22 protein-coding genes and 2 pseudogenes are annotated in these 25783 nt (G+C 58.4%); 12 read left to right on the forward strand and 12 right to left on the reverse strand.

What is annotated here, in order from left to right; all coding sequences use genetic code 11:
* Positions 1-59: 59 nt before the first annotated feature.
* Both LDZ23_RS31550 and LDZ23_RS31555 read right to left on the reverse strand, forming a co-directional pair.
* Positions 60-845 (reverse strand): annotated as a pseudogene (locus tag LDZ23_RS31550) (IS256 family transposase); the annotation flags it as partial.
* Between the two features lie 55 nt (positions 846-900).
* Complete coding sequence (locus tag LDZ23_RS31555; protein ID WP_008352264.1) at positions 901-2442, reverse strand: IS3 family transposase; 1542 nt, start codon at positions 2440-2442, stop codon at positions 901-903.
* 228 nt (positions 2443-2670) lie between these two features.
* Between LDZ23_RS31555 and LDZ23_RS31560 the strand changes: the two genes are divergently transcribed.
* The 3 genes from LDZ23_RS31560 to LDZ23_RS31570 all read left to right on the forward strand — a co-directional run bounded on the left by LDZ23_RS31560 (position 2671) and on the right by LDZ23_RS31570 (position 3641).
* On the forward strand, positions 2671-2934 hold the full coding sequence (locus LDZ23_RS31560; protein WP_244808355.1) for a tyrosine-type recombinase/integrase: 264 nt from the start codon (positions 2671-2673) through the stop codon (positions 2932-2934).
* 168 nt (positions 2935-3102) lie between these two features.
* Positions 3103-3345 (forward strand): type II toxin-antitoxin system ParD family antitoxin, encoded by a 243-nt coding sequence (locus LDZ23_RS31565; RefSeq protein WP_244808868.1) that lies wholly within the window; start codon positions 3103-3105, stop codon positions 3343-3345.
* The gene (locus LDZ23_RS31570; protein ID WP_244808356.1) at positions 3342-3641 is read left to right on the forward strand and encodes a type II toxin-antitoxin system RelE/ParE family toxin; all 300 of its coding nucleotides are present in this window, start codon (positions 3342-3344) and stop codon (positions 3639-3641) included. Before LDZ23_RS31565 ends, LDZ23_RS31570 begins: the two co-directional genes overlap by 4 nt.
* Positions 3642-4048: 407 nt before the next feature.
* On the opposite strand, the gene LDZ23_RS31575 is transcribed toward LDZ23_RS31570, so the two are convergent.
* The 3 genes from LDZ23_RS31575 to LDZ23_RS31585 all read right to left on the reverse strand — a co-directional run bounded on the left by LDZ23_RS31575 (position 4049) and on the right by LDZ23_RS31585 (position 8175).
* Entirely contained in the window at positions 4049-5254 is a 1206-nt protein-coding gene (locus tag LDZ23_RS31575; protein ID WP_244808357.1) for a sugar transporter, read from the reverse strand.
* 152 nt (positions 5255-5406) lie between these two features.
* The gene (gene ligD / locus LDZ23_RS31580) at positions 5407-7917 is read right to left on the reverse strand and encodes a DNA ligase D (RefSeq protein WP_244808358.1); all 2511 of its coding nucleotides are present in this window, start codon (positions 7915-7917) and stop codon (positions 5407-5409) included.
* Between the two features lie 81 nt (positions 7918-7998).
* Positions 7999-8175: a hypothetical protein gene (locus tag LDZ23_RS31585; protein ID WP_244808359.1), complete on the reverse strand. Its 177-nt coding sequence runs from the start codon at positions 8173-8175 to the stop codon at positions 7999-8001.
* A 198-nt stretch (positions 8176-8373) separates the two neighbouring features.
* Here LDZ23_RS31585 and ku point away from each other — a divergent pair, with 198 nt between their 5' ends.
* The 4 genes and pseudogenes from ku to LDZ23_RS35080 form a co-directional block, all read left to right on the forward strand.
* Positions 8374-9291 carry a non-homologous end joining protein Ku gene (ku, locus tag LDZ23_RS31590; RefSeq protein ID WP_244808360.1) on the forward strand — a complete coding sequence of 306 codons (918 nt, stop codon included), beginning with the start codon at positions 8374-8376 and terminating at the stop codon, positions 9289-9291.
* Positions 9288-10130 (forward strand): tetratricopeptide repeat protein, encoded by an 843-nt coding sequence (locus tag LDZ23_RS31595; RefSeq protein WP_244808361.1) that lies wholly within the window; start codon positions 9288-9290, stop codon positions 10128-10130. Before ku ends, LDZ23_RS31595 begins: the two co-directional genes overlap by 4 nt.
* Before the next feature lie 40 nt (positions 10131-10170).
* Positions 10171-10899, forward strand: coding sequence for an SDR family oxidoreductase (locus LDZ23_RS31600; protein ID WP_244808362.1), 729 nt, complete (start codon positions 10171-10173; stop codon positions 10897-10899).
* A gap of 1479 nt (positions 10900-12378) precedes the next feature.
* Positions 12379-13449, forward strand: a pseudogene (locus tag LDZ23_RS35080) (PAS domain-containing protein); the annotation flags it as partial.
* Positions 13450-13584: 135 nt separating this feature from the next.
* Here the strand turns inward: LDZ23_RS35080 and istB are convergent.
* Together istB and istA are read right to left on the reverse strand one after the other, a co-directional pair.
* Positions 13585-14406 (reverse strand): IS21-like element helper ATPase IstB, encoded by an 822-nt coding sequence (gene istB, locus LDZ23_RS31610; RefSeq protein ID WP_175983301.1) that lies wholly within the window; start codon positions 14404-14406, stop codon positions 13585-13587.
* Positions 14403-15896: an IS21 family transposase gene (istA, locus tag LDZ23_RS31615; protein WP_244807674.1), complete on the reverse strand. Its 1494-nt coding sequence runs from the start codon at positions 15894-15896 to the stop codon at positions 14403-14405. The genes istB and istA overlap by 4 nt, the downstream gene beginning before the upstream one ends.
* Positions 15897-16036: 140 nt before the next feature.
* On the opposite strand from istA, the gene LDZ23_RS31620 reads away from it, so the two are divergent.
* Positions 16037-17029: a hybrid sensor histidine kinase/response regulator gene (locus LDZ23_RS31620; protein ID WP_244808364.1), complete on the forward strand. Its 993-nt coding sequence runs from the start codon at positions 16037-16039 to the stop codon at positions 17027-17029.
* Positions 17030-18441: 1412 nt separating this feature from the next.
* On the opposite strand, the gene LDZ23_RS31625 is transcribed toward LDZ23_RS31620, so the two are convergent.
* Both LDZ23_RS31625 and LDZ23_RS31630 read right to left on the reverse strand, forming a co-directional pair.
* Positions 18442-19434, reverse strand: a complete 993-nt coding sequence (locus tag LDZ23_RS31625; protein WP_244808365.1) for an IS5 family transposase — start codon at positions 19432-19434, stop codon at positions 18442-18444.
* A gap of 155 nt (positions 19435-19589) precedes the next feature.
* The gene (locus LDZ23_RS31630) at positions 19590-20114 is read right to left on the reverse strand and encodes a low affinity iron permease family protein (protein WP_244808366.1); all 525 of its coding nucleotides are present in this window, start codon (positions 20112-20114) and stop codon (positions 19590-19592) included.
* A 611-nt stretch (positions 20115-20725) separates the two neighbouring features.
* On the opposite strand from LDZ23_RS31630, the gene LDZ23_RS34950 reads away from it, so the two are divergent.
* Positions 20726-20848 carry a DUF6723 family protein gene (locus tag LDZ23_RS34950; RefSeq protein WP_342346283.1) on the forward strand — a complete coding sequence of 41 codons (123 nt, stop codon included), beginning with the start codon at positions 20726-20728 and terminating at the stop codon, positions 20846-20848.
* A gap of 110 nt (positions 20849-20958) precedes the next feature.
* Here the strand turns inward: LDZ23_RS34950 and LDZ23_RS35085 are convergent, their stop codons facing one another.
* Positions 20959-21075, reverse strand: coding sequence for an RNA chaperone Hfq (locus LDZ23_RS35085; protein ID WP_425306906.1), 117 nt, complete (start codon positions 21073-21075; stop codon positions 20959-20961).
* Positions 21076-21173: 98 nt separating this feature from the next.
* On the opposite strand from LDZ23_RS35085, the gene LDZ23_RS31635 reads away from it, so the two are divergent.
* Entirely contained in the window at positions 21174-21947 is a 774-nt protein-coding gene (locus tag LDZ23_RS31635; RefSeq protein WP_244808367.1) for an SIR2 family NAD-dependent protein deacylase, read from the forward strand.
* Positions 21948-22163: 216 nt separating this feature from the next.
* Here LDZ23_RS31635 and LDZ23_RS31640 read toward each other — a convergent pair whose 3' ends face one another.
* Positions 22164-22481: an RNA chaperone Hfq gene (locus tag LDZ23_RS31640; protein WP_244808368.1), complete on the reverse strand. Its 318-nt coding sequence runs from the start codon at positions 22479-22481 to the stop codon at positions 22164-22166.
* A gap of 658 nt (positions 22482-23139) precedes the next feature.
* Here LDZ23_RS31640 and LDZ23_RS31645 point away from each other — a divergent pair.
* Together LDZ23_RS31645 and LDZ23_RS35090 are read left to right on the forward strand one after the other, a co-directional pair.
* A complete protein-coding gene (locus tag LDZ23_RS31645) occupies positions 23140-23343 on the forward strand; it encodes a cold-shock protein (RefSeq protein ID WP_244808369.1) in 204 nt (67 codons plus the stop codon).
* A gap of 386 nt (positions 23344-23729) precedes the next feature.
* Positions 23730-24107: a response regulator gene (locus LDZ23_RS35090; RefSeq protein WP_425306927.1), complete on the forward strand. Its 378-nt coding sequence runs from the start codon at positions 23730-23732 to the stop codon at positions 24105-24107.
* 163 nt (positions 24108-24270) lie between these two features.
* On the opposite strand, the gene LDZ23_RS31650 is transcribed toward LDZ23_RS35090, so the two are convergent.
* Entirely contained in the window at positions 24271-25614 is a 1344-nt protein-coding gene (locus tag LDZ23_RS31650) for an alkaline phosphatase family protein (RefSeq protein WP_244808370.1), read from the reverse strand.
* Positions 25615-25783 lie beyond the last annotated feature (169 nt).

Raw genomic sequence — 25783 nt, forward strand, 5'->3', positions numbered from 1 at the left:
GGGATCGAGAAGGCACGGAGCAATCGTCAATACTGGTGTACGCGGGCGGGACGGCATGATCAGGCGGCCAGCGCGTGAGGAGCCGGTGTGCTGTCAATCACCGGGGTTCCGTCTTTGAAGAGAACACCCTTCAGAAGCTGATCAATTTTCTCGGCACCGCGAATCCTCCTCCAGGTCTGCTCGGCCGCCTCAATCAGCTTGAACGCCATCGCGAGGAAGGTCGAGCGCGACAGACAGTTGCGCGTGCGGCTCGTGCGATGGCGTACCGTCGCAAACGTCGATTCGATCGGATTCGTGGTCCGCACATGCTGCCAGTGCTCCGCAGGAACGTCGTAGAACGCCAGCAGTGCGTCTCGAGCCTTCGTGAGTTTCTCGACCGCCTTCGGGTACTTGGCCACGTACACGTCGACGAACTGATTGAACGCAACAATCGCATCGGCGCGTGTCGCGGCATTCCAGATCTCTGCGAGCGCTGCCTTGGCCTTGCCGTGCTGCGACTTGGGCATCGCGTTGAGGATATTTCCGACCTTATGGAACCAGCAGCGCTGATGTCGCGTCTGCGGGAACACCTCGTCGAGTGCCGCCCATAGTCCCATCGCGCCGTCACCTACCGCGAGCAGCGGCGGCGCCTGCAGGCCGCGCGCTTTCAGATCGAGCAGCAATTCAATCCATGATTGCTTCGACTCGCGGTAACCGTCGCACAGCGCAACGCGCTCCTTCTCGCCGTCCGGCTTCACGCCGATGATAACCAGCAGGCATTGACCGTCGGAATCCTCCGTTCGTGCCTGCGTGTGGATGCCATCGGCCCACCAGTAGACCCAGCGTGAGCTCGACAGGTCCCGCTGTCAGCGTCGGATAGATACTCCTCATTTGGGGGTGCGGCTAAATTCTTGGACTGATTTATGCCGCGATTCCAAGACTCTGCCGGTATTCGATGGGGCTGAGGGAGCCGAGCGAGACCTTGATCCGTTTTGCGTTGTACCAGCGGATGTACGAGTCAACGATCTCGATGAATTGATCGATGGTCGTGGCTCGCCAGTCACGAGGATAGAACAATTCCGTCTTCAGTCGCCCGAAGAAACCTTCGCAGGCTGCATTGTCCGGCGAACATCCTTTGCGCGACATGGAACGAGTCAGTCTGGCAGCCTGCATACGCGAGAGCCATCCTGGCCAGCGATAGTGCGCACCACGATCCGAGTGGACTACAGGTCGCTCCTTGCAGCCGACTACTGATTCGATCGCTGAATCCAGCATGGTATTGACGAGCTCGGCGTCCGGCCGCGTACCGATTGACCAGCTCACAACAAGACCGTCGAAGCAGTCGATAACCGGCGACAGATACACTTTGCCGGCCGGAATCTGAAACTCGGTAAGGTCCGTGAGCCATTTCTGATTAGGAGCAGCGGCGTAGAAGTCACGATTGATGATGTTTTCCGGCGCGGGACTAATTTCTCCACGATAAGAGCCGTAGCGACGTCGCCTCGTCGTGGCGGCCGCCAGACCTTCCTGTCGCATCAAGCGACGCACTACCTTCTCCGAAATGAAGACCTGTTGCCTGATCAATGCCGCGCGAATCCGCCGATAACCGTAGCAACGGTGATTAAGTTCGAAGATGTCCGCGATGACGCGCCGCGCGTCAGCATGCCTATCAGCAACCGACAGCCGTGCACGGTGATAGAAGTAAGAGCTACGGGCAAGACTCAAAGCGGCTAGCAACTCTGGCAATGCATAGCTTTGCTTTAGGGCATCAATCAGCATTGTCTTCTCCCGGTTGCTCAGGAGTTGCGGGTTGATGCCCATCCCTTTTTTTATCAGTTCGGTCGCCTTCTTCAGAATGTCGTGCTCAAGCTGCAGCTGTCGGATGTCGCGTCGAAGCGATTCGACCTGTTGTTCCAGTTCCGCACGCTCATTGTTCGATGCTGACTTCCTCTTGCGTTTCATAGATGCTGGAACCTCTCGACCGAGTAGCTGATTCTTCCAGTTATAAAGCGTTGGCCGGCTGACACCGGCTTTCTCGGCCACCACCCGAGCGCTTTGCTCTCTGGTGCACAGTTCAATAACTGCCGCCTGCTTCACCTTTTGTGATTTTGCAACACTTCCAACGGCTCGGCCAACGATACGTTTGCCGATTTCCGGACACAATTCTTTGATCCAGGTCGCAAGCGTCTCGCGACTCGGATAACCCAAAGCTCTCAAAGTGGCGGCAGCACAGCGGCCATGACTCAAATAATGATCGATGGCAATCGTCTTCTGCTCATCAGAATACCTCGGCCTCGAACGGACATAGCCCGCCCGCAGATCGTGGCACTGCTCGTACTCGCGATGCCAGGCTTTGAGAGAGTTCTTGGTCGGATAGCCCAACTGCCGAATGGTAGCTCCGATGCGCTTGCCCAGCTTCAAGTAAAGTCGAACCGCTCGAATGCGATCTTCGTATGAAAACATGAACTACCTCCAGGTAGTCCAAGTTTTTGTCCGCATCCCCTTTTGGGGAAACTAAGTCCGACGTTGACACAGAGCGGGCCGCTGCTCAGCCCCGTCGTCATTCCGCGGACCGACGCGTCACGTCGGCGATACCGGACCGGGACCGGGCAAGGCGCGGAGGCCGGGGAGGGGCAGCCTGCGAAAGAAGCGGGCTACACCGCCGATGGACTGAACCGGCTGATTAGTCGGATGGTCACCGAACTGGTTAAGGCGATGGATGGACTGAGCCGTGATGAACGCGTGAGGCTCGGGCAGTCGAATGCCCATGGGTTTCGCCACACTTTCGGCTCCCAGTCGGTCGCCGACGAGGTGCCGGTGGACGTCGTGCAGAAGGTGCTGGGGCACGCGTCGCTGCAGACCACGACCATCTACGTGCAGGCCAAGAAGCGGCGCGTGCTGCAGGAAATTGCCGATTATTACGCACGGTCGACCGCAGATTGTGTGTTGCCCTGACCTGCGAACCAACGCACGCACGGACTGCTGCAGTATGCAACCCTAGGTGTCGACGGTTTAGCGGGCGAATGGGAGCAAATAGGTGCGAGTTGATCGGACTGAATTGAAGCGTATTCTCGCCGCGACTACCAAAATTTGGTACTATGGTCGAAATTCGGAGTCGAGATGATGGCCAAAAACACGTCCGTTTCACTTGGCGAGCACTTCGCGGATTTCGTTGAAGACCGTGTGCGCGTAGGACGCTACAACACGGCAAGCGACGTGGTCCGGGCTGGCCTTCGGTTGTTGGAAGAGCAAGAGGCGAAGCTCGACACTTTGCGCGCGGAACTAGAGAAAGGCGAGCGCTCAGGCCCGTCGCGGCCCTTCAACTTCGACGCTTTCCTTGCACGTAAGCGAAAGTCGACGAAATGAAGGAGTTTGTCCTCTCGCCTGCGGCGGAGTTGGATCTAGACGACGTATGGGATTACTCGGCTGAGCACTGGGGCCTCAATCAGGCCGAGCGCTACATTCGAATGATCCAAGACACAATCGTTGGATTGGCGCACGGCACACAGCTAAGCCAGGGTGCTTCTCACATCCGAGCAGGCTACCGCCGTGCGCTGGTTGGTTCGCACGTTCTGTTCTTCAAGGAAACCGATACGTTGATTGATGTAATCCGCATCCTCCATCAGCGGATGGATCCGTCACAGCATCTGTGTGATCACTGACTCTCGCGTTTTCGGCAGCCAGTGAGTACCTGTTGTCCCGATACGCGTTTTCTCGTCGTCAAAACGCCAGTGCGACATCAGACACACGTCTAACTACTGTTAGCCAGCACTCGGCTAAATCACTTGGGGATTAGATGTCAGCGATTTTCGTCCACGTCTCAGACATTCACTTCGGACAGGATTCGCATGGGTGTTGTTCAATTCACGAAGACAAGCGCTGCATGACCGCTTAGCTAATACGGTCGTAGTGACCGATACGCGCGTCAAGAGTTGAGTTCAGTCAGTTCAGTCGTCGCGACGCGACGTTCGACATGGGCGGGTAACCGCATAGAAAGTCGAAGTCCTGCTGCCCGACAGGTAGATTCGAGACGATACTCCGAGTTGCCTGGCGCGCCGGCTAAGGTTCGTTAGTCAGCCAATGCTATCGCGTCGCGCCCAGAAGAACTACGAGACACTGCAAACGTCACTCCGCATACCACCAGGCTAGACGTCGCGACCAACGCGCCACACATACCGGCCCAACCTATTCCGAGCGTGTGGGCAACTGTCTTTCCAAGCAAAGCGCCGGCGCCGATGCCAACGTTGTAGAGACCTGAAAACATTGAAATTGCCAGGTCAGCTGCGTCGGGAGCCAGTCGCAACACCTGGGCTTGCATGGCTAGACCGAAACAAATGATGGCGATGCCCCAAAACCCTAGGAGCGTCCAGAGCGTGCCCATGTGATATGCCGCCGGTCGGAGTAGAACCAGGCAGGCGGTCAAGACAGAGACCGTCAAGACCAAGAATCGCCGCGGCCGGCTTCCGTAGAAGCGGCTAAAAACAATAGCAGCCGGCAAGCCTGCGGCACCGAACAACACGAGCAGAGAAGTCACTTCGTTATTGCTCGCGCCAGCGACGCGGCGCGCGAACGGTTCAAGGTAGGTGTAGGCAGAAAAATGCGCGCAGACAGTAAGCACCGTGACCGCGAACAGTGCAAGGAGCATCGGAGTTCTCAGCAACTTGGGCAGGCTCGCGAACGTAGCAGAGCCTTGGCTTTCGATTCTCGGCAGCGTCAGCCAGACGGCGGCCATTGCGAGCGCACCCGCGCATGCAATGATTTGGAACGTCGCGCGCCAACCCAGCGCATCTCCTATTGCTCTGCCGATGGGTACGCCAGCAACCATGGCCACAGACGTTCCGATAGACATCATGGCGAGTGCCCGGCGCTCGCCCTCGGGCGGGACGAGGCGCACCACAAGCGGAATGGAAATCGACCAAAAGACGGCATGCGCAAAGGCAACTCCGATTCTGCCGAGCACGAGAATTTCGAAGTTGGGTGCAATACGTGCGACGACATGGCTGAGGATGAACACAGCAAAGACGCGCATCAGGAGTGTCCGGCGCTCGACTTCGCGTACGAACAAGGTAAGGGGGAGCGATGCGATGGCAACGGTCCATGCATAGATTGTCATCATGGGGCCAACGTCAGTTGGGCGCATGTCGAGACTGTCTCCAATATCCGTCAGTAGCCCAACCGGAACGAACTCGGTTGTGTTAAAAATAAAAGCCGAGAAGGTTAGCGCGATAACGCCCCACCAAGGGCGCTCGAAAAACGATGTGGGTTGCGTCGGCATTTGAATTTGCGTTGGATGAGGTCGTGGAGCGTCGGTCAAGATGTCTGCGGGTCAATGTGAGCGCCTGCATGGACGCGCGGTCGAAGCAGACGATGGCACCGTCACGGAACGTTCGACTTCAGGACGCCCCGAAAAAAGGGTGCACCGGTTGTTCATGGTAGGCGTTCCATCGCTGAGGTCACCGATTGGCGAGTGGACCAAAAGTCCTTCCACGGGTCTTCGGACTGGAAACTCAGATACTCACGCGCCGTTTGAACGTTCCATTGGGCACCGCCTTTCAGGTCCGCGAGCTGTTCCCATGCGACCGGCATCGAGACGCCCATTCCTACGCGGGCGCGTGCGGAGAACGCCGCTGCGGTCGTCTGTGCCTTGCCGTTGCGCAAGTAGTCGACAAAGACCTTTCCAATTCGGTTTGCTGGTCCCGAGACAGAGGAGAACCGCTCGGGAATCGTCTTCGCTAGATGCCGCACGAACGCCTGAGAGAACGCCTTCACGGTTGCATAATCTGCACGCGGCGTCAGAGGCACGATAAGATGTAAGCCCTTACCGCCGCTCGTCTTCAACCACGCCTTCAATCCTAGCTCCGATAGCAGTGTGCGCACGAGGAGGGCAGCCTCCTGCACGTTGGCCCATTGGACTTTGTCGCCGGGGTCCAGGTCGAAGATGACTCTGTCAGGCTTGTCGAGACGGGAGACTACCGAATTCCATGTGTGAAACTCGACGCAGTTCATTTGAGCAGCCGCCAACAAAGCGTCTAGAGTATCGACGGTCAACAGTGGCGGGTGCCCCGGCCATAAGCTGCGGTCGTGAGCCGCTAGACCGGGCATCGCGGTTCGCTCTGCATGCTTCTGAAAGAAGAGCTGGCCGGACACACCCTCCGGCGCACGGACCAGCGCAACCGGGCGGTCCTTCAGGTGTGGCAGCATCCACTCGGCGACGCTCGCGTAGTAACGGACAAGGTCGGCCTTTGTGACGCCCGATGACGCGTCAATCACTCGCTCGGGGTGGGTGATTTTAAACTCGGGAGGCGTCGTAGGGAGCTCAGTTTTTCCGCACTCGCGGACGACGCTGCTGGCGGGCTTATCAAGTCGCAATCCTCGAAACGATGCCTGTCGAACAACACCTTCCGCAGTCCATTCTGCGAACTCAACTTCGGCGACCATCGTCGGTTTGACCCACCGCTCACTTCCGGCCGCGCGTCTTGACCATCGTCCGGGCTTTTTCACTGGCGTGTCGAACGGCGCTTCACCCACTTGAAGCGGTGCTAGTTGCTGCCATAGTTCTCGCGCCGTCTTGGAATTCCAGCCTGTTCCGACGCTTCCGGCGTCATGGAGCTTCTTCCCGACGTAATAACCGAGCAGTAGGCTGCCAACCTCGCCAGCGTTGCCGCCGCGACCGGTCATGCCGCAGATGACGAACTCCTGGCGCAATCTCGCTTTCGCTTTCAGCCACGTTTCGGTGCGACCCGACTGATACGCCGCGTCTCTGCGCTTCAGCACGAGACCCTCGAGACCGAGCCCGGCTGCGGCCTCGAAAACCTGGACGGGCGGAGCGTCGAAGTCTTGGCTAAAGATAAGGTGCTCGCCGCTGCCTTCGAGAAGAGACGCTAGCCGAGCGCGCCTCGCCCACAACGGCACCTTTCTCAAGTCTTGTCCTTCCAGATACATCATGTCAAAGAGAAAGTAGACGATGTCCGCATTGGTCGCTCCGCCGATTGCATCTTGGAGTGCCGAGAAACTGGGAATGCCGTCCTTCAATACGACAATCTCGCCGTCGAGCCAGGCGCTTGAGACAGCGAGCTTTTGTATTTCCGCTTTGAGCGTCGGAAACTTCGCCGTCCAGTCTTGACCATTTCGGGTGAACAGCTTGACTCGCTTTCCGTCTATACGAGCCAGCAGCCGATAGCCGTCCAGCTTTGTCTCGGTCACCCAATCGCCGGTCGTGGGAAGAGTGTTGGCAAGCGTTGCGAGCTGCGGCTCAAGCTTCGCAGGTAACGGTGCGTCTTGCGCAGCGGAGAAGTCAGCGTCTTGCTCTGTCGCCCGCGAATGTCTCGCTGCTCTTGGCTCACGTTCTTCGACGAGCCCGAGCGGATTTGTGATGACGCTGTCAGGAAGTGCTTTGATGACGTCGTATTCATCGAGCGGGCGCGCCCATTCGTCCCGCTTCTTGAAGAGCATCCATTGGTCCTGTTTGTCGTCGGGCTTTGAGATGCGCACCAACTCCCATAAGCCCGCGAGCTTTTCGCCATGCAGGCGAAACACGAGCTTGCCGGCTCCCATGCCCTTGACCGCGTCGCCTACCGGTTCCCATGTTCCCCGGTCCCACACAATCACCGTACCGGCGCCGTACCGCTTTGGCGGAATCGCGCCTTCGAACCCGGCGTAGTCGATAGGATGGTCTTCGACGTGCACCGCCATCTGCTTTCTGCTGGGGTCGTAGCAAGGACCTTTGGGAACGGCCCACGATAGCAGTACGCCACCCAGTTCGAGTCGGAAGTCGTAGTGCAGACGGCTCGCCCAGTGCTTCTGGATGACAAAACTCAGGCTGCCTGCATCGCCGGCCGTTTGAGCGGTAGATGCCGACGGCTCGGGAGTGATACTGAAGTCGCGCTTCTTTCGGTAGCGTGAAAGCGGCGGGGACTTCGTGTCATGGGGCGAAACCATGTTCGGCGGTCAGGAAGGCGACGTGCGAGCCGGTCGCACGCCTTTCGCGATAGGTCGGAACCCGCGCTCGGGAGCCATCGTTCACGTAGCATCGTTGCGCTCGGAGCCGTCGCCGGCCTCCTCGTCGTCTATCTCAATGCGTGTAATGCCGCCGGTGGCGGGCGGGTCGCTTGCCGGAAAAGTCTCCTCGACCGATTCATCAATAAGGTCCTCGGACTTCTCGCTGTTAGGGTGCTGCTCTCTCGTCTTCGTAGCCATGTTCCCTCCGGTATCTTGCACGACTGGGACAGCAAGCGATATGCCGACATTTGGTGGCGCCCTAGCGGTGCGGCTGTGGCCGCGCCGCGGATGTCCCGGCGCGGGCGGTGCTATTCTGTCCACGGCGCCCCGGCGGCCGTGCCCGACGGTTGCGTCCTTTTCGTCCGGCAAACTCCAACAGCCGGCTAGGAGAAGCCCATGGCAGCTCGCTCAATCGCGTCGCTTTCTCTATCCTTCGGATTGGTCTCCATTCCGGTTCGGCTCTACTCTGCCACTGAAAGCTCGTCGGAGGTCCGGTTCAACATGCTGGCGCCGGATGGGTCGCGCGTGAAGCAGCAGTATGTCTCAGAGACCACGGGAAACGTCGTTGAGCGAGCTTCGATGCAAAAGGGATACCAGTTTGAAAAGGACCGATACGTCGTCTTCACCGGCGAGGAGTTGAAGGCACTGGAAGAAGGCGCAAGTCACGTTGTCGAAATTGTCTCCTTCGTTCCGGAGAAGGCGGTGGACCCTTTGTTCTACGACAAAGCTTACTTTATCGCGCCGGACAAGCGAGGCGGAAAGCCGTACAGCCTGTTACAGCGGGCGCTTGCTGAGACTGGCCGATGCGCCCTGGCGAAATGGTCCTACAAAGGGAAGACCCGAATCGTCCAGATACGCCCGACTGACGATGGCATGGTGTTTCAGCAGCTGCTCTTCGCAGATGAAGTCCGGTCTTTGAAGGACTTGGACATCGAGCAGGTGGCGGTCTCTGACGCCGAGTTGAAGCTTGCCGTCCAAATAATCGAACAGGGCGCCGAAGACAATTACGACGCATCCGCATATGAGGACGAAGAGAAGAAGCGCATTCTCGCAGCAATCGACCAAAAGATTGAAGGCAAACAGATTGTCGCGCCTGCGGGCGGCGAAGCTGCGCCGACTGGCGCGGTCATCGACCTAATGGAGGCGTTGCGTGCAAGTCTCGCAAAGAGCGGCGAGAAAGCCAAACCCTCTGAAAAGCGCAAACCCGCATTGAAGGCGGTTGAAGAGCCCGTGGTTCCGAAGACGCGTAAGCCTGCCGCCCGAGCGCCAAAGGTCGCCACCGAGGCTCCAGCGAAGGTGCGCGCCCGCAAGTGAGCAAGCGCGACGTATCGCATCACGTCTCGCTCGCCAAGCTTCAATCGATGCTTGGGGTTTCGCGGCGCGTTGTTGACGGGCTCATTGACCTCGGGCTGGTCACGCCCACCCGCGGACCACGTAACGCGCTGCGCTTCACGTTCCAGGACGTCGTCTTGCTGCGCACAGCACTACAACTGCGAACGGCCAAGACAACTCCACGGAAACTGCGAGAAGCGCTTGCGCGACTCAAGCGCGAGCTCCCGGATGAACTCCCGTTGTCTGGGATTCGCGTCGCCGCCGAGGGCGACGCGATTGTCGTCAAGACAGGTGCCTCACGCTGGGATGCAATCACGGGGCAGATGCTGCTGGACTTCGAAGTGGCGGAGGTGGGAGGCGATGTCGTCCTTCTAGATGCATCACCCGAGCGCAAGAGCGTTGCGGCAGCTCAAGCCCAGGAGCGCTATGAGCTAGCTGAGCAATTGGCGAGCACCGACACCGATGCTGCTGAGCGGCACTATCGGCGCGCCATCGAACTGGCACCGGAGCCGTTCTATGCGGCGTTCGTCGATTTGGGCGCATTGCTATGCGAGCAAGAGCATCAATGCGGCAAGGCGCTCGAGGTATTTGACGAAGCGCTACGGCACTTTCCGGACGACGCAATTCTGCACTTCAATCGAGCGGTGGCGCTCGACACCATGGGACGGCTCGAAGAGGCCCGGGCGAGCTATGAACGGTGCCTCGCCCTCAACCCCGACTACGCCGATGCCCATCACAACCTCGCGATGTTGCTGGAAAAGCGCGGTGACCGACGTGGGCTAATCAGGCACCTTAACGCCTACCGAAGACTGAGCAGCTGATGGACTGGCGCCGTCGAAAACCAGTGAACAGGGAGCATCCATGGGTACGCAGTTGCAAGGCAAAGTAGCGCTGGTGACGGGAGCAGCGTCGGGAATCGGACTGGCCAGCTCTCAAATGCTCATTTCCGCCGGAGCGCGTGTGGTCCTTGCGGACCGCGATGAGGCAGCACTCGCATCCGTTTGCACGCAGTTGGGCTCTGCGGCGATTCCGCTGTCAGTGGACCTTCTCGACCCGAATGCGTGTGCTGCGTTGGTGTCCCGAACGCTCGAGGTTGCGGGTCAAATCGACGTTCTTCACGCGAACGCGGGCACCTATGTCGGCGGCGAACTAATAGAGGCAGATTCAGCGGCAATCGACAGGATGTTGAACTTGAACGTCAATGTAGTCATGAAGAACGTGCATGATGTCCTGCCACACATGATTGCGCGAAAGACGGGCGACATCATCGTGACGAGTTCGCTGGCGGCTCATTTCCCAACACCATGGGAGCCGGTATATGCCTCATCTAAGTGGGCAATCAATTGCTTCGTGCAAACGGTGCGCCGGCAGGTTTTCAAGCACGGCATTCGAGTTGGGTCCGTTTCCCCCGGACCGGTGATTAGCGCGCTTCTCGCGGACTGGCCCGAGGAGAAGTTGCGAGAGGCCAAGGAGGCGGGCAGCCTCATCGAGCCGAGCGAAGTTGCGGACGCCATTGAGTTCATGCTGACACGGCAACGAGGATTGACCATCCGTGATGTTGTGCTAATGCCGACGAATTTCGACTTATAAGGAGGATTTTTCAGGCTTAGGCGCCTCGTCCGATGTGCGTTCGGAAACCAAGTCAGTCGACCAGCGGGTGAGGCCTTAGAAGCCGGCGCGCTCGAGCCGCGCTGCCATCTGAAATCGATATTGCGATGCTGCGTTCTCGGCAACCACCGATTCCTGTAGCTTACGGGACGAAGTATGCCCGGCCAGTCAAGTCCAACGTCTTTGCATCATCACGCTTCATGCTCAGTAGGCCGATTTGAACCGAGACAAGCCGTTTTGGGAAGTTCGGCGTCAAGCGTTAAGGCTTCTGACAAGGTCGTCGTATGGCGAATGCACGGCCTGTCTCGAAAAGACGATGCCGACGGCCTCAGCCAAGCGCGACCAGAATTCACCTACGACACGATGCACAAATGCATCGTGTCGGGCCAGTAAGAGCCAGGCCCCCAACTGAAAGGAGAGCACCTGGCTGTTTGGTAGATTTATGCTCCCGCCAGCCTTTGGCAGGGTCGCCGTAACCGGCGACGTCTACTCCGGCCCCCTGTTACCCGACTCTGGTTGCCGGCGTTGTTACGGTCGTCAGCTCCTTCTTTTCGCCCAGCTGTACGTGTCGTTTTCTCGTTCGCTGTAACGGTCTCTTAGATGGTCAGAGCGGTCGCGAATGAGAAACGCGAGTTTCCGACGGACATACGACGCCCAGGCGCTTTATCCCGTGCGGAAACGATGACACTGCGCCTGACTTTGCGCCGTCCGCTAGGAAAAATGGCGGGCGCGAACAGGTTAATTTTGCGACGAGGCGTGACTTCGCGTCCTCGGTGTCAGACACGCCTTAATGCGCTGGCAAGATTCTGATTGTGCAAGCAGGCGTGACGTGACGTGCGAGGAGGACGGCCTGCTCCCGGGTGCTGGCGATGGCAAACTGCGCGCCTCCAGGACACGGAATTTCGACCTGCCAGCCTCCGCGCGCGGTGGACCTAACAATAACCTCGGCGGTATCTGCGCCCTCTCTACTTATCATGAGTTCGCCCTCAGGGTTCGTCTAGCAAGTGTGGCACACACTTGTGCTGCGGAGTGCGTACGAAACCGCTGCCTTTCCGTGCACCACCTATGATGGGTGCTGAGACCGGCTCCAGCTATCTGGGAGGGTTCGCACCTCTGAAGTCAATCCCCTTTGAAGGCGCGACTCGCCGCGCACTTTTGGTAACTCTCCAAACTGTGCGGAAGCGTTCCACCCGTCTATAACGCCCGAGGCACCGCGTGAATCACACGGATAGCGATGTCCGAAAGCCAAGCAAGAGGAACGTGAATGTAGACGCTCGTCCCGCCACAGTCGGTGCTAGTCTAAGAGTGTCACCGCTTCCGCAAAGGAGTCGATTGAGCATCGCATCCGCGCTGGCTCGGACGCCGCACCAAGCCAGTAGAGAGCTGTCCCGACAAGCACTACGAGAGGCGTGTTGCGTCCATGTAGTGCTTGTCTCAAGCCTCACGGAGGGAAGGCTCAATATGCCTCATTTTCTCTTGAGTTCAACTGGCTCGTTCCAGTCCGCGCGAAACGGAAGTCAGGAGGGTGAATCCGGCGACGCGCGACGAGTGCTAGAGTCCATCCCGAGTCCACTGCTGATTCTGCTCCCAAACGCAGAGTTCACCATCGTCGCGGCAAGTGATGCTTATCTCGCGCAGACCCTGTGCACTCGAGATGAACTTATCGGGCGGTCTGTTTTCCAGGCTGTCCCTTATAACCCAAATGCACCGGCTAACGGCTCGGCTGCACTGCGTGAGTCGTTAGCAGTTGTCGTCGAATCGCGAACGATACATGCCATGGCAGTCGAGCGGCACGACCTAGCACATCCAAGTGGCGAGTTAGAACTTATGTTCTGGCGTGCATCAAACGCGCCGGTGCTGGCCGCAGATGGAAAACTACTTTGCGTCATCCACCGCCTCGAAGATGTCACGGCGTACGCCCAAGGTCAGGAGGCGAACCGGGCGCTTGAGCAGCGCTCGCAGGAGTTGGAAGCGAGACTTGCTGACGAGATAGCGAGCCACCGCGATGCACTCGGACAGGCGACCGAAGCACTGCAGAATCTCTCCCGAGAGGCGCGAGCGTGGCAACTCGAAGGAGAGAAATTCAAGCTCATCACGGACACGCTGCCGCAGATTGTGTGGACGTCCAATTCCGAGGGCGAGCTCGACTATCACAATCAGCGATTCGCGAAATTCGCGGGTGCGCCTCCAGAGGTGGCCAGCGACGGACTCTGGGTGAATTTCGTGCATCCAGAAGACCTCGCGAGTGCGCAAGCCGCTTGGGCTCGCAGTGTCGCAACGGGGGAAAAGTATGAAACCACTTTTCGCGTGCGTCACCGCACTGGGGAGTATCGCTGGACGCTAGCCCGGGCGGAGCCTATCCGGGCCGCCAGAGGTCACGAACTCACCATCGTGAAATGGGTCGGAACGAACACTGATGTGCACGACAAAGTTACCGCCGAGCAGGAGTTGCAAGACGCCCACCGTCGGAAGGATGAATTCCTCGCGATGTTGGCGCACGAACTTCGCAATCCGCTCGTACCCATAGGAGCCGGTGCCGAGATGTTGTCGCGATTAAACACACATGACCAGCGGGTCGAACAGGTGAGCAACATTGGACAGCGTCAAGCAGCACGGCCGGTTTACCGACAACCATCTTGGCCGGTCGACCGGGATGATTGTCGGTCGTTATCCGGTCATGGTTGTCGCTCCTTGTTGATGTTTGTCGCTGGAGGATTGTCGGCGCCGGTTGTTCTGTTTGTCGCTGGCTGCGCGACGACGGTAGCTTTCGACGTTCATCTCGAAGATCGTCGAATGGTGGACGAGTCGGTCGATCGCAGCGACAGTCATGCCGGGATCCGGAAACACGTTATTCCATCCCGAGAAGGGCTGGTTGGCCGTGATCAGAAGGCTGCGGCGCTCGTATCTTTCGGCGATCAGCTCGAACAGGACGCTTGTTTCGGCCTGGTCCTTACGGGCGTACGACAGGTCGTCGAGGATGATCAGGTCGAAGCGGTCGAGCTTGGCAAGAGCTGAAGGCAACTGCAGGCTCTGGCGCGCAGCCTGCAGCTTCTGTACGAGCTCGCTCGTACGCGTGAACAGCACCCGGTAGCCGGCGTCAATCAACGCGTGTCCGATGGCCGAACCTAGATGACTCTTGCCGGCCCCAGGCGGACCAAACAGGAGCGCCGTGGCACCTTTCTCAAGCCACGAATCGCCGGTCGCGAGCGCCATGACGTGTGCCTTTGAAACCATCGGCACCATGCTGAAGTCGAAGGTCGCAAGCGTCTTGGTCGGGTCCAGATGCGACTCGGCACGATGTCGTTCAATGCGCCGTTTGGCCCGCTCGGCCAGTTCGTGTTCGAGCAATGCGCCGATCAAGCGTGTGGCCTGCCAGCCTTCCTTGTCGGAGCGCTCCGCAAACTCGGGCCAAAGGCGGGCGATGGTCGGCAGGCGCAGTTCATTGAGCATCAAGGCAAGACGGCCGGCATCGTAAGCATGCGTGCTCATGCGACCTCCTTGTTGAGCAGGTCGTCATAGCTGCTTGCGGGTGGCATCTCGACATTGACGTTTGGGCAATCGGCGTGACGCGGCGCGAACTCCTCGCGTAGAGCCTTCAGATCAGGCAGCTTGCCGTCAACCAGCAACGCGTTGAGGTGCGCGGCCAGCACGGCCTCGACGCCATCGAGCGCGGCGAGTTCAAGCAATCCAACGATGACTTTGCACGCCTCGCGTTGCGTCAGTCTCGCCTCCAGCTGTTCCCAGGTCCGGCGATAGGCCTCGCGCGGAAACAGCTCGTCTCGAAACGCAAGCCCCTTGAATGCCTGCGGCTTGCGTTTGAGGCTCTCAATGAAGTGTCGGTAATCAAGTGCGCGGCGGTTGTCGCCGGCACGCGAACCTCGCGAGGTGCTATGCACCAGCGCGCCTGACAGATAGCAGTCGAGCCGGTCACCATACACGCGCACCTTCAGACGATGACCGATCAGGCGCGACGGCGCGCTGTACAGAATGCCGCGTATGGTGAAGGTGCTGCAGCGTGTAACGCGCGCTTCTTCCTCGACGAAGTCGGTCGTGCGCCTTAACGGGAGATCCATGAGCTGTTCGCGCTCAAGGCGGAACGCCGCTGCGTTACGCCGGTTGCGACGCATGACGACCTCGCGCAGAAACTCATCATAGGCCGCACGATCAACGAAGTCCCGATGGCCGCGCAACATCAACGCCTGGTCGACAGCTTCCTTTAAATAGCGATGCGATGACTCCACGCTACCGTTCTCGTGGCCCAGGCCGCGATTGTTGCGCGTCCCGTTCATGCCGTAGTGCTCGAGCAGCGCCGCATAGCGCACTGTGAAGTCGTCTTTATCCGCGAGGTTTCTGAACGCCGCCGACAGACTGTCGGTGCGATGCTCGCGCGGACATCCCCCGGCCTGCCATAGTGCATTTTGCAATCCCATGGACAGTGCTTCGAAGCTCTCGCCGCCTTCAACGACATTAGCGTATTCCCAGCGCGAGAACGCGAGCACGAAGTGGTACAGCCGGTGTTCGAATGGCACGCCAGCGATCGTCACTCCCAGTTCGGCCATGTCGGTGAAGTCGGACAGGCCGCGTGCGCCAGGCTCATGCAACTGCGGGAAGAAGACTTCCTTCGGTGGACCGGACATCGCCCTCCAGTGCCGAATGCGCCGCTCCAGTGTGCGACGTGTGCTGTCCGGATACTGCCCGGGATGATCCTCCTGCAGCTTGCGCAGGATGGTGATCGCCTGAAGTTGTGGCGCGTTCGCAAGCATCGGAACGACTTCGGTGTCCCAGACGTCGGCGAAGGGATCGGGACGGGAACGCCAGTAACGACGGGGTTTCTGTGATGGCAGGGTGGTGTCACGTTCGATGCGCCTTGCGCTGCGGACACTGATGCCCGCCTTGGCGGCGGCGATCTCCTGCGAGTGATGTTTGCGTTTGGACATGTAGAGGCGAACCTGTTGGTCGGTAATGCGGGTTCCAGACATGTAGCTGATCGCTTTCTTGTTCGATCAGCCATCGTAGAACCCGGCCGACTCGGCGCCGCCGGTGATGCGTCGTCTTCGGCGGCTACGCCGCCTTCGACTCCTCATCACCGGCCAAAACCTTCGCCGCTACACCGGCCAACATGATTGTCGCCCTCCACAACATGATTGCTCGACAGATTGCACATGTTAAGAGCCTGATTGACGACTTGCTTGAGGTCTCGCGCGTCACTCAGGGACGCGTATCGCTGGAGGAGCGCACGGTCGACATGAAGCAAGTGGTGCATGATTCTTGCGAGCAGGTGCGCCCGGTGTTGGAGTCACACCGACACCGCTTGAATCTGCATCTGCCCGCCGAAGCCATCTGCGTGCGTGGCGACCATAATCGACTGGTACAGGTGATGAGCAATTTGCTCAATAATGCCGCGAAATACACGCCGGGCAGAGGCGTCATTACGCTGTCGGCCGAACGCGGAGCGAACGAGGTCATCGTTCGATTGAAGGACAATGGCATCGGTATGGAGCCGGAATTGTTAAAGAGGGCATTCGACCTATTTCAACAAGGCGAGCGCGACATCTCCCGAAATGAAGGCGGCCTCGGGCTAGGCCTTGCGCTCGTTAAGAGCCTTGTTGAACAACAGCGGGGTACTGTCACAGCAGTGAGTGAAGGCGCCGGCAAGGGCAGCGAGCTCGTCGTGCGACTTCCGTTGGTTGGCGAAACCGCGACCAAGCGCCAGACCGAGGAGCGTGTACTTACGACACGGGGCAGTTCGCCCCGTAGGCGCGTGCTTCTCGTTGACGACAATGTAGAGGTCGCCGAGTCGGTCGGTATGGTACTCGAGATTCTTGGACATGAAGTCGCTATTGAGCATGAGGCGCAAGGCGCGCTTGAGCGCGCAAAGCACGAGAGATTCGACCGTTGCATTCTCGACATCGGCCTGCCTGGGATGAACGGCTATGAGCTCGCACGCGAACTGCGTCAGATTTCTGGCACACGCGAAGCCGTCTTCGTTGCGCATACCGGCTACGGGCAATCGGAGGATAGGCGCCTGTCGTCAGAAGCTGGATTCACGCATCATCTCGTCAAGCCTGCAGCGATACTCGAGCTCGAACGAGTGCTCGCCGATGGCCACTGAAAGCGGGCGGTTCATGGGAAGGTAATCCGCGTCGATTCAGCGCTCCGATTCCCCCGCGGGAAGCGAAGGTCAAGTCTTCGCACAGCGAGGAACGCCGACTGCTTGGAGAAAGCAACAGTTCCGACCAGCAGTGGGTTGCGTGTTCCCGCTTTTGGACGCATTGCTCAGCTCAGGTATTGGATAAGTCGCACGAGCCATCGAGAGCAGCGGCGTCTGAAGACATTTCTGCAACGAGGACGGCGACGCCGCGAGTAGAGTGACAACGTTAGAAAAGGCCAGGCTTCAAAGAGCGGCAGCACTGGGCTTCGCAATTGGACTCTTTATATGCGTCGACGCGCTGTACAGATTGCCGGCAGCCGACCCGTACCCGTTCCTCGTGCTATGGCTTGTCACGCAGAGCTGCGTTGCTGCGACGTTGTCATCCGTCACGCCGCTAACATCGCGGCGTGACTTCGAGAAACTGGTTGCTCGCCGCGGCCCTCATCGGTGGGTTCATGGGCGGCACAACGCTGCGCAAAGTCATCGCTGCCATTGGCTTGGACGGTCTTCAGCTGCCAGCGTGGTTCTACCACATCCTATATCCGACGATTTTTGTAACTGGCCTCTTTCAGGCGATTATTGCTGCCGCACTTGAGGCTAGCATTTGGGCCCTCGCCCACATCGGACCGCCTGCCGACGCATTTCGCCAGCGTTAAGCAGAATGAAGCTCGTTGCCGTTTGCCAAGAACGGGTAGCCTCCCCGCAGCGCAAGGAGGTTCTCGCAAACGCATCGACAATGTGCGGCGCGATGGCGCGATGGCGCGATGGCGCGATGGCGCGAGACGCACGACCGCGGAAGTTACTGCCCGCCCTTGTATATATTGCAGAAGGAAGCTGGCCCGACGCAACCGGGCTGCTTGCCCGCTGCTTCCGTGATTGAACCCGATGCGGATTGCGTGCGTCGGTCGCCGTAGCTCGATGCATCTGTGGACGTGGGCCACGTCGCGGCTTGGGGCGCCGATGAACCTTGGACGCCGGTGGCGTCTTGAGCTTTCGCAGCAGTTGTCGACAAAGCGGCTGTTACCGCCGCAAGAAAGAGCAAGTTCGCTTTCATGATAGTCCTCGTTTGCGTTGCATTAGACCGGTGCCGTCGGAGAGAAGCGTCCGGCGCAGGCAGCGGCTTCTTCTGAACCACTTGGCACGCCGCGCGATGCAGTCAGCGATGCGCGGACTGCGTTTAGAGTCAACGTCCCCCGACGTAGGTGACGGGCTGCGATTTCCTTTTGACGGTTCAACAGGCTAAGGAAACGCTGATTAATGAGTTGTCGGGTCGGCTTGCAGAGCAAAAAGCGTCGGATTTTCTAGATGACGAATCGAGTCGGCGCGCATTTCGGTGAATTCGGCTCGTAAGCGAGCCTCTCTGCTCTCATTTTTCATACGCATGACGGATTGCTCCCATGAACCGATCGCAACAGATTTCGCGCAATCACCAGATTCGCCAGAGCGAACAAGCTGAACAGTTGCGCAGTGTTCTTGGCCAAGCCCTTGTATCGGGTCTTGCGATGGTGAAACAGATTCTTGACGATATGAAACGGATGCTCGACGCGCGCACGGATCTGCGCCTTGGTCCGCTCAAGCGCAGTCACGAGGTCCTTCAGCGGTCCTTCCTGCATCGCCTTGATCTTTCCGCGCTTGGCAGCGACGTGCCACTTTACTGCCTTGCCTTCCATTTCATCGCGCTTGTCTACACCAATGTAGCCCGCGTCGGCGAACGCTTCCTCTTCATGGCCATGCAGCAGCAAATGGGCTTGCGACACATCCGACACGTTGGCCGCCGTGCCAGCCACGCTGTGGACCAAGCCCGAATCGGCGTCCACGCCAACGTGGGCTTTCATCCCAAAGTGCCATTCGTTTCCCTTCTTCGTTTGGTGCATCTCCGGGTCACGGCTTTTCCCGGCGTTCTTGGTCGATGATGGCGCTTCGATGATCGTCGCGTCAACCAGCGTGCCTTCTTTCATCATCAGCCCACGCTCGCACAGCGAGATACCAATCTCGTCGAACAGCTTCCTTGTAAGCTCGTGCTCGATCAGCAGACGCCGGAATTTCAGCAGCGTGGTCGCATCGGGCACGTTCTCGACCGCCAGATCGATGCCGGCGAAGCCGCGCAGCGCAATGCTGTCATACAGCGCGTCTTCCAGCCCTTCGTCCGACAGCCCGTACCACTGCTGCAGAAAGTAGATTCGCAGCATTCGCTCCAGTCCTATCGGCGGACGGCCTCGCGTGCCCTTCGGGTAATGCGGTTCGATTGCACACAGCAAACGCTGCCACGGCACAATCTTCTCCATCTCCGCCAAGAAGCGTTGGCGCCTCGTCACGCGCTTCTTGCCTGCAGTTTCCGCTTCCGCGAAGCCCATCTGCCTCTTCATCCTCGTGGGTCCGTTTCGTGAGTTGCCTTCTATAACGTCCGCAGCTACGTGAGCGATGACCGCCGAGCCTCATTAATCAGTGTTTCCCTAAGGAATGCGCACGCTCCACGCGCGACGTCTAAACGCCGTTCCACTAATAGCAGTCGGCGTGCTCACTACGCACTAGAAGAGGGCTTATCTCTGTCGATGAATTCCGCTGCAGCGTCTTCTGAAATTGAACCCGAGCCCAAACCTCTCTGTTGCGTCGCGAGGCGGAGATAAGCTGCCGCAAGCCGTCTCAATTCGTCCTCCGAAGCGTCCTCTATCCCAATGAGCTGATTGCTTGCAGCACGATGCGATGAGAGGAGCTCGTTCAACTTCAAATGTAGGGCAACGCTGTCTTTGTTCTGGCTCTGCTGAATCAAAAAAACCATTAGAAACGTGATGACAGTTGTGCCTGTGTTGATGACTAGCTGCCAGCCGTCCGAGTAGTGAAACAACGGCCCGGTTACAACCCACGAAAGTACTGTCAGCACCGCCAAGCAAAATGCGGCTGGGGAGCCGGCCCACCTTGTAACTAGGCCCGCGAATTTATCGAAGGCCCGGGATAGCAAACGTCGATTTGCATAAGCAGGGCTAGCCGTATCTGGAACCGTTTCGAGCTCGTCCACAGACGAGCGAGAAGCTCTGGCGTTGTCCATAGTCTGCTCCCTTAAGCGCGTTTTCGAATCCGGCAAGCCACATGCCAGTAGGGTAGGCGTAAGGTGAACAGCGACGGGGCACAGAATGAGTGCATGGAACGACTTCAAAAAGCAGCGGAAGGGTCACGCGGGTTTTGCCGGAGCTAGGGTAAGAAGGCAGCTTGTCCTAGGGAGGAGCGCAAAGTTGTCGAAGCTTGAATAGTGCCTCTGGACAATGGACGCTCCGCCTTTCTGGCTTTCCTTTTGTAGCTTGCTTAGCCTTCTCCGTTACGGCTCATCAAAGTTCCTTCGATACACTGACCGGATTCGGCACGCTCCGCCACTTCCCAGCGCCATCCGTCGGCGGCGTATTGGTCGGCTTTCGTACACGTTGCCGCGTCGCCTGCGGCGTAGGATTGCTTCGGTCACGTACCGTAAATTCCTTCTCCTGTCCGACATGCCTAAAACCTCGTCCCGCCGACCCAAGGTTGTCCTCTTCCCGAGTAAGCAGCTCGTCCCGGCCAAGGCTGGCGCCAGCCAGGATGACTACGCCATATACGCATCGTACCGGCCGCATGTCGGGGGCGTGTTCGTTGGAACTTTGAGTCGTTCGGCAAACTGATGGCAGGCTCTTGTACCCATACGACGGTGCCGAGCAACTGGGCCCTTGCCCATCAAAAGACGAAGCAACGAAACTAGCCCTTCAGCGCGGTGATGAGATAGTGCGCTCGGACCTAGAAAGTCCTGAGCTGTAGCGCGAACGCGCGAGCGCTTGGTTGGTTTCACGGCTGCTTATCAGATGGTCCGCGTCTCGGCCGGTCCGCGGAAAGCTGTGTCGACAGTACCGGCCGAGCGTGTTGTTCTATCACCGTCGAACGCGCTCTTGAATCATTTGGATGTCCGTCCCGCACCGGATGCTCAGCGAGAACGTGTCAAGCGACGAGATGACGCCGGACAGCTTGATACCATTTACGAGGAACATCCAGACGGGGGGTCTGGCTCTACACCAGCACGAGACCAATGTCGTGACTCCAGGACTCGAGACGGGCCGTATGGCGATGCGGTGGTACCATAGTTGGCGTGTGGGATTTCGAATCAGCCAACAGTTGGCCAGTCACCTTTGAAATGAACAACCAAGTCCCCAAACTTCTTGTTTTTTCCGGTGCAGGACTTTCCGCCGAAAGTGGGCTTTCAACATTTCGGACTGGCGACGGCATCTGGACGCGAAACAGCATCGACGAGGTCTGTAATATCCGCACATGGCGGCGAAACCGCGAAGCTGTCTTCAAGTTCTATAACGAACGGATTCGAGAGAAGCACAACGCGCAGCCAAATTCTGCGCACAAGTTGCTTGCCGCTTGGCAGCACCGCTGGGGAGCGGACCGCGTTGAACTGCTAACACAGAACGTCGACGACCTCTTGGAGAAAGCCGGCGCGACGTCGGTCATCCATCTTCACGGTGACCTGAATTCCATGCTCTGCACCGCGTGCGACTTCGCTTTCCCGAAAGATGGGTTGTATTTCGACCCGGAGGCGGCATGTCCGCTTTGTGGAAACAGCGAAGGTGTTAAACCTGGCGTGGTGTTCTTCGGCGAGGCCGCGCCTGCCTACATGAACCTGCACAGACTTCGAGAAGAGATGCGCCCCTGCGATTTGTTTCTCGCTGTCGGCAGTGCGTTCGAGGTTGTGCCGCCCGAGTCAATGCTTCCGTGGGACCGACAAAATCAGCACCCACATAATCTACTCGTTGACCCGTCACCGAGTCGCCGCGAGATGTTTGGCATCGTAGAAGCGACGCCGGCGACGGTAGGCTTGCAGCGTCTCGAAGCGCAAGTTGCGGCATTGATGCAATAAGGCGCTTCTGCGCGGGAATCGTCCTGTGAGTCGGTGTCTCTACAACCGACGTCACTGCGGCTTCGCGTCTAAGGCAGCCACTGAATCATCGAGGCTGCTTACGGGTCTGCGAGAACGCGAGATGTTTCCGAAGTAGTGCGGAGGGACGTGCGACGCCGCAACGCTTGCCGTGAGCTGGCTGGCCTTCGGGCGCGAATTAGAGAATGAAAGAGTATCTTATTCCGACCTAATGCGCCGACGATACTTCCCGTTGGTCTCGAGCATCGACGGAGAGCGTTGTGCTTCATACGAAGAGCGCTCCGACGTCGCCCCTGTCCTGATAGGCGCAGCGGAGGCATCACAAACAGTCGAGACAGCGCTCTTGAAGATTGTCTGTGTTGAGCCCGCTGCCTGGAGGGCTAGGGAGAACGTATCAAAGGCTATCAGTTCGCCGCGCAACTTGATGCCGTTGACGAGAAACACGAACACTTCGATTCGTGAATCCACGAGTTGTTGCAGAAAAGGCGTCTGCATATCTTGGGTTACATCACCCATGATGGTTTTTCCTCGCGGTTCGCATCCCACGGACAGGGACGGAAAAGGCTCGAGCTTGGTCTCACGGCACTACAAAGTATATGCCTGCTTGTGACCGACTAGATTGACCGGAAAGGTCACCTTGCCAACCTATGGGCCCGCGCGCGCTGCAAAATAGGCTGCGGTGAGCGCTCCGCGGCAGAATGTGTGCTGAGTGCGTCGCGCAGTCCCACGCCAGCGCACGTGGCGCTCGCGGAGCGCGTCTATGCAACCCTGAATGCGTATCGCGGGACGGTAGCAGCGTCGCGATAGGCGATGATGTCCGGCCCTCGCGTCAGCGGTTTTGCCACAAACAAACGTCTACTATGACGACCTGCGCCCGGGACAGCAATCACGTTCGTTGAAACGACAGGCGAAAAGAAGGCGCGTCACATGTGAACTGTGCGGCGCATCTCGCGAGCTGGCCCGTTATCGGGAACGCTCGTTGCGCGCATTTTGGTGAACAGTGTGCAATGCAGGCGGAGGCGCGGACGCCGGCGAAAGCATAGGCATTCTCGACAAGCGTCTCTCATTACACGCGTGTGCGTTTCACGTCGCGGCTTTCATCGATGCTCCGTCGAACGTTCGCGGCCGGCAAGCACCGACAAGCACCGAACGTTCAACATTCCAGAGGTTTGAGATGGCAACTGGCACAGTGAAATGGTTTAACGATGAGAAGGGCTTTTGCTTCATCAGCCCGGACGACGGTGGCGATGACCTGTTCGCACACTTTTCTGAAATCAGTGCGGAGGGATTCAAATCGTTGGCGGAAGGGCAGAAAGTGAGCTTCGACGTAAAGATGGGCCCGAAGGGCAAGCAAGCGGCAAACATCAAGGCCGTCTAGGGACGTCGTTTGGTCGAAGTAACGGCTTAAGGCACACACTGCGGGCGCGCAAGGGTCTGTTGAAAGCGGGGACACTTCCTCGAACGCAGCCGGTGGGAAAGCCAAGTAGGTCGGAAAAAGCGAACGGTCGCACCCAAACGCAACACCACGCCGACGCATGGAATCCGGTCCTTCTCCCGGCTGCGGGCAGGCCAAAACTCGCCACCCCCTTTCTTCCGCTAGCGGCACTGACACCAAAACCCCAGGCCCCGATAACTCAAGTGTTCGGTTGACGGCATTCGAGTGTGATGCCTCCTTGCATAATCGAGCCTTCGTGAGCAGGTCGTCAATGGGGGAGCGCGATGGTGACCGAACAAGGGAAGTGGAGGCAACGTCGAGTCGAAGCCATGGAGCGGGTGCTCATTGTCGACGATTACCGAGGGGCAGCCGTCGCGACGGCCGAATGTCTATCGTTAGAAGGGCTTCAAACTAGAGTGGCAGGCGGTTGCGGCGAAACCCTTGAAATACTTCGATACTGGTCACCAGACGTGGTTTTGCTTGACTTGATGATGCCGCAGCGAGACGGTTTTGCGACCGCGCGGGCCATCCGTAGCAATCCGAATTCAGCCGCGATGTTCATTTGCGCGTACACATCGAAGGACAGCGAGTTCGTCACTCGAAGCCGGCAAGGGGCGCTCTTTGACGGATATTTCAGAAAGGGCACTTCGCCCGACCGCCTTGTAACGTTCTTGCGCTCTTTATGCGTCTCGACTGAACTTCAATGAGTGATTGTCGCCATAGCCAGAAGCCGAGCCTGCAGCCGCTTCCTTCAGTGTGTCGCACTCTCTTGTCACAGACCATTCCGAACACTGGAGGGTAGGTGACGGGCGTAAGAGCGTTGCTGCGATTGCAGGCGACTTCTCAATGGCCCGCCTCCAATTGTTAGCTTCAATGGTGCGCGTACAGTGGCAAGAAAGGGTCCTTCGAGCGCGGAGCGCCCTCGCTCGATGGTCTAAAAGCGCCAGCTGTCGTGATAGGCGGTGGGCACACCGGAACTTCGGTGCGAGGCGTCGAAAGACTCAGCATCTTTGTGAAGTCATCGGCCGCGCGCACCCGCGCCGTCAGGTCAAGCAGTCCATTCAGCCCGAGCAGCTTGTCTGTCGTCTTGAGAATCGATGTGTGGTCGTACACCGAGTGGTCGATAGTACCGGTCGGAACGAAGGGAGATACGACAATAGCGGGAACCCGGACTCCCAACCTGTCAAACGAGAAATTATGGGTCTTCAAGCGGGCGTTTTCGGCGGAGCCAGGCGTCACTGCAATCGGAGGCGTCAGATGGTCGAAGAAGCCCCCATGTTCATCGAAGACAACCAGCAGCACGCTCGTTGACCATACACTAGATGTGCTGACAGCGTCGTAGACTTGCTTAACCAATGCTTCACCTCGACGAACGTCACCGGCCGGATGCATTGAGTTGCCGTTTCGAAAGTCGTTCGTTGCGTCGTAGGTGGGCTCGATGAATATGAATTTCTCCGTCAATGAGTTTGTAGCAAGGCGGGCGAGCAGGGTATCCATGCTGACGAACCGCGTGAGCAGATTTTGCATCCCGTAGATGCCGCGTGTCTGAGCAACGTCGCCTTGCACGATAAGCCAGTCTGATTCTCCTATTTTCGAAAAGACCGTTCCGTTCGGAAAAGTGAAAATTGGGGCGTTGAAAAACACTGCCTCTAGGACTTGAGCCGCACTCGGCGAATGGTCAAGCCCGGAAGAAGTTCCTGCAACTGCGAAGAAGCGATTAGGCCAAGTGGGTCCTGGCACCGACGAGAACCAGTTGTCGCATACACCGAATTGGCTTGCCAGGAAGTTTAGGACGGGAAGTTGGTCAGGCGTAAAGGCATTGAAGGCATCGGCTACTACATCCGAGTGGTCTTCGTATGTTCCAGCAAAACCCGTCGTTGACGTGTCTGTAGCGAACGGTGGATACCCTGCAGCCCCAATAACGAGCGAGTCGTGGCGCACCGTGTCGGCGCTTGCGACCTGCAGGCCACACAGTTGGACACAAACATCGGTGAATTCATGGCCCGGGTCGAAGCCAAGCGCATAGGGCGCACCTCTTCCTAGCTGGTAGGAAGTTCCCGTCCGTCCGAAGTTGACGATAGAAGCAGCAGGCAGCCCGTTCGCGGTCGTCGGTTCGCCGGTAGGCGTGGAGCCCGCCAGGTTCGACCATCCAAATACGCTGTCGTAAGAACGGTTCTCGAGCATGAGAACGAACACGTGCTCTATGGCGGCCATGGTCACCCCGGCTTCTTTCGCGCAAGCCAGTCCCTACTGCAACGTATTTTGTTGAACAGCGGCATCACAGCGGGGCACTATTATCACTAGGCTACCTGAAGATTTAAACAGACGCCACGGTGAGGCCAAATCCTGGAACTCTCACATCAATCGAAGTACCAAGTGTCAA

Source organism: Caballeronia zhejiangensis, from assembly GCF_022879815.1.
In the GTDB taxonomy this organism is placed as follows: domain Bacteria; phylum Pseudomonadota; class Gammaproteobacteria; order Burkholderiales; family Burkholderiaceae; genus Caballeronia; species Caballeronia zhejiangensis.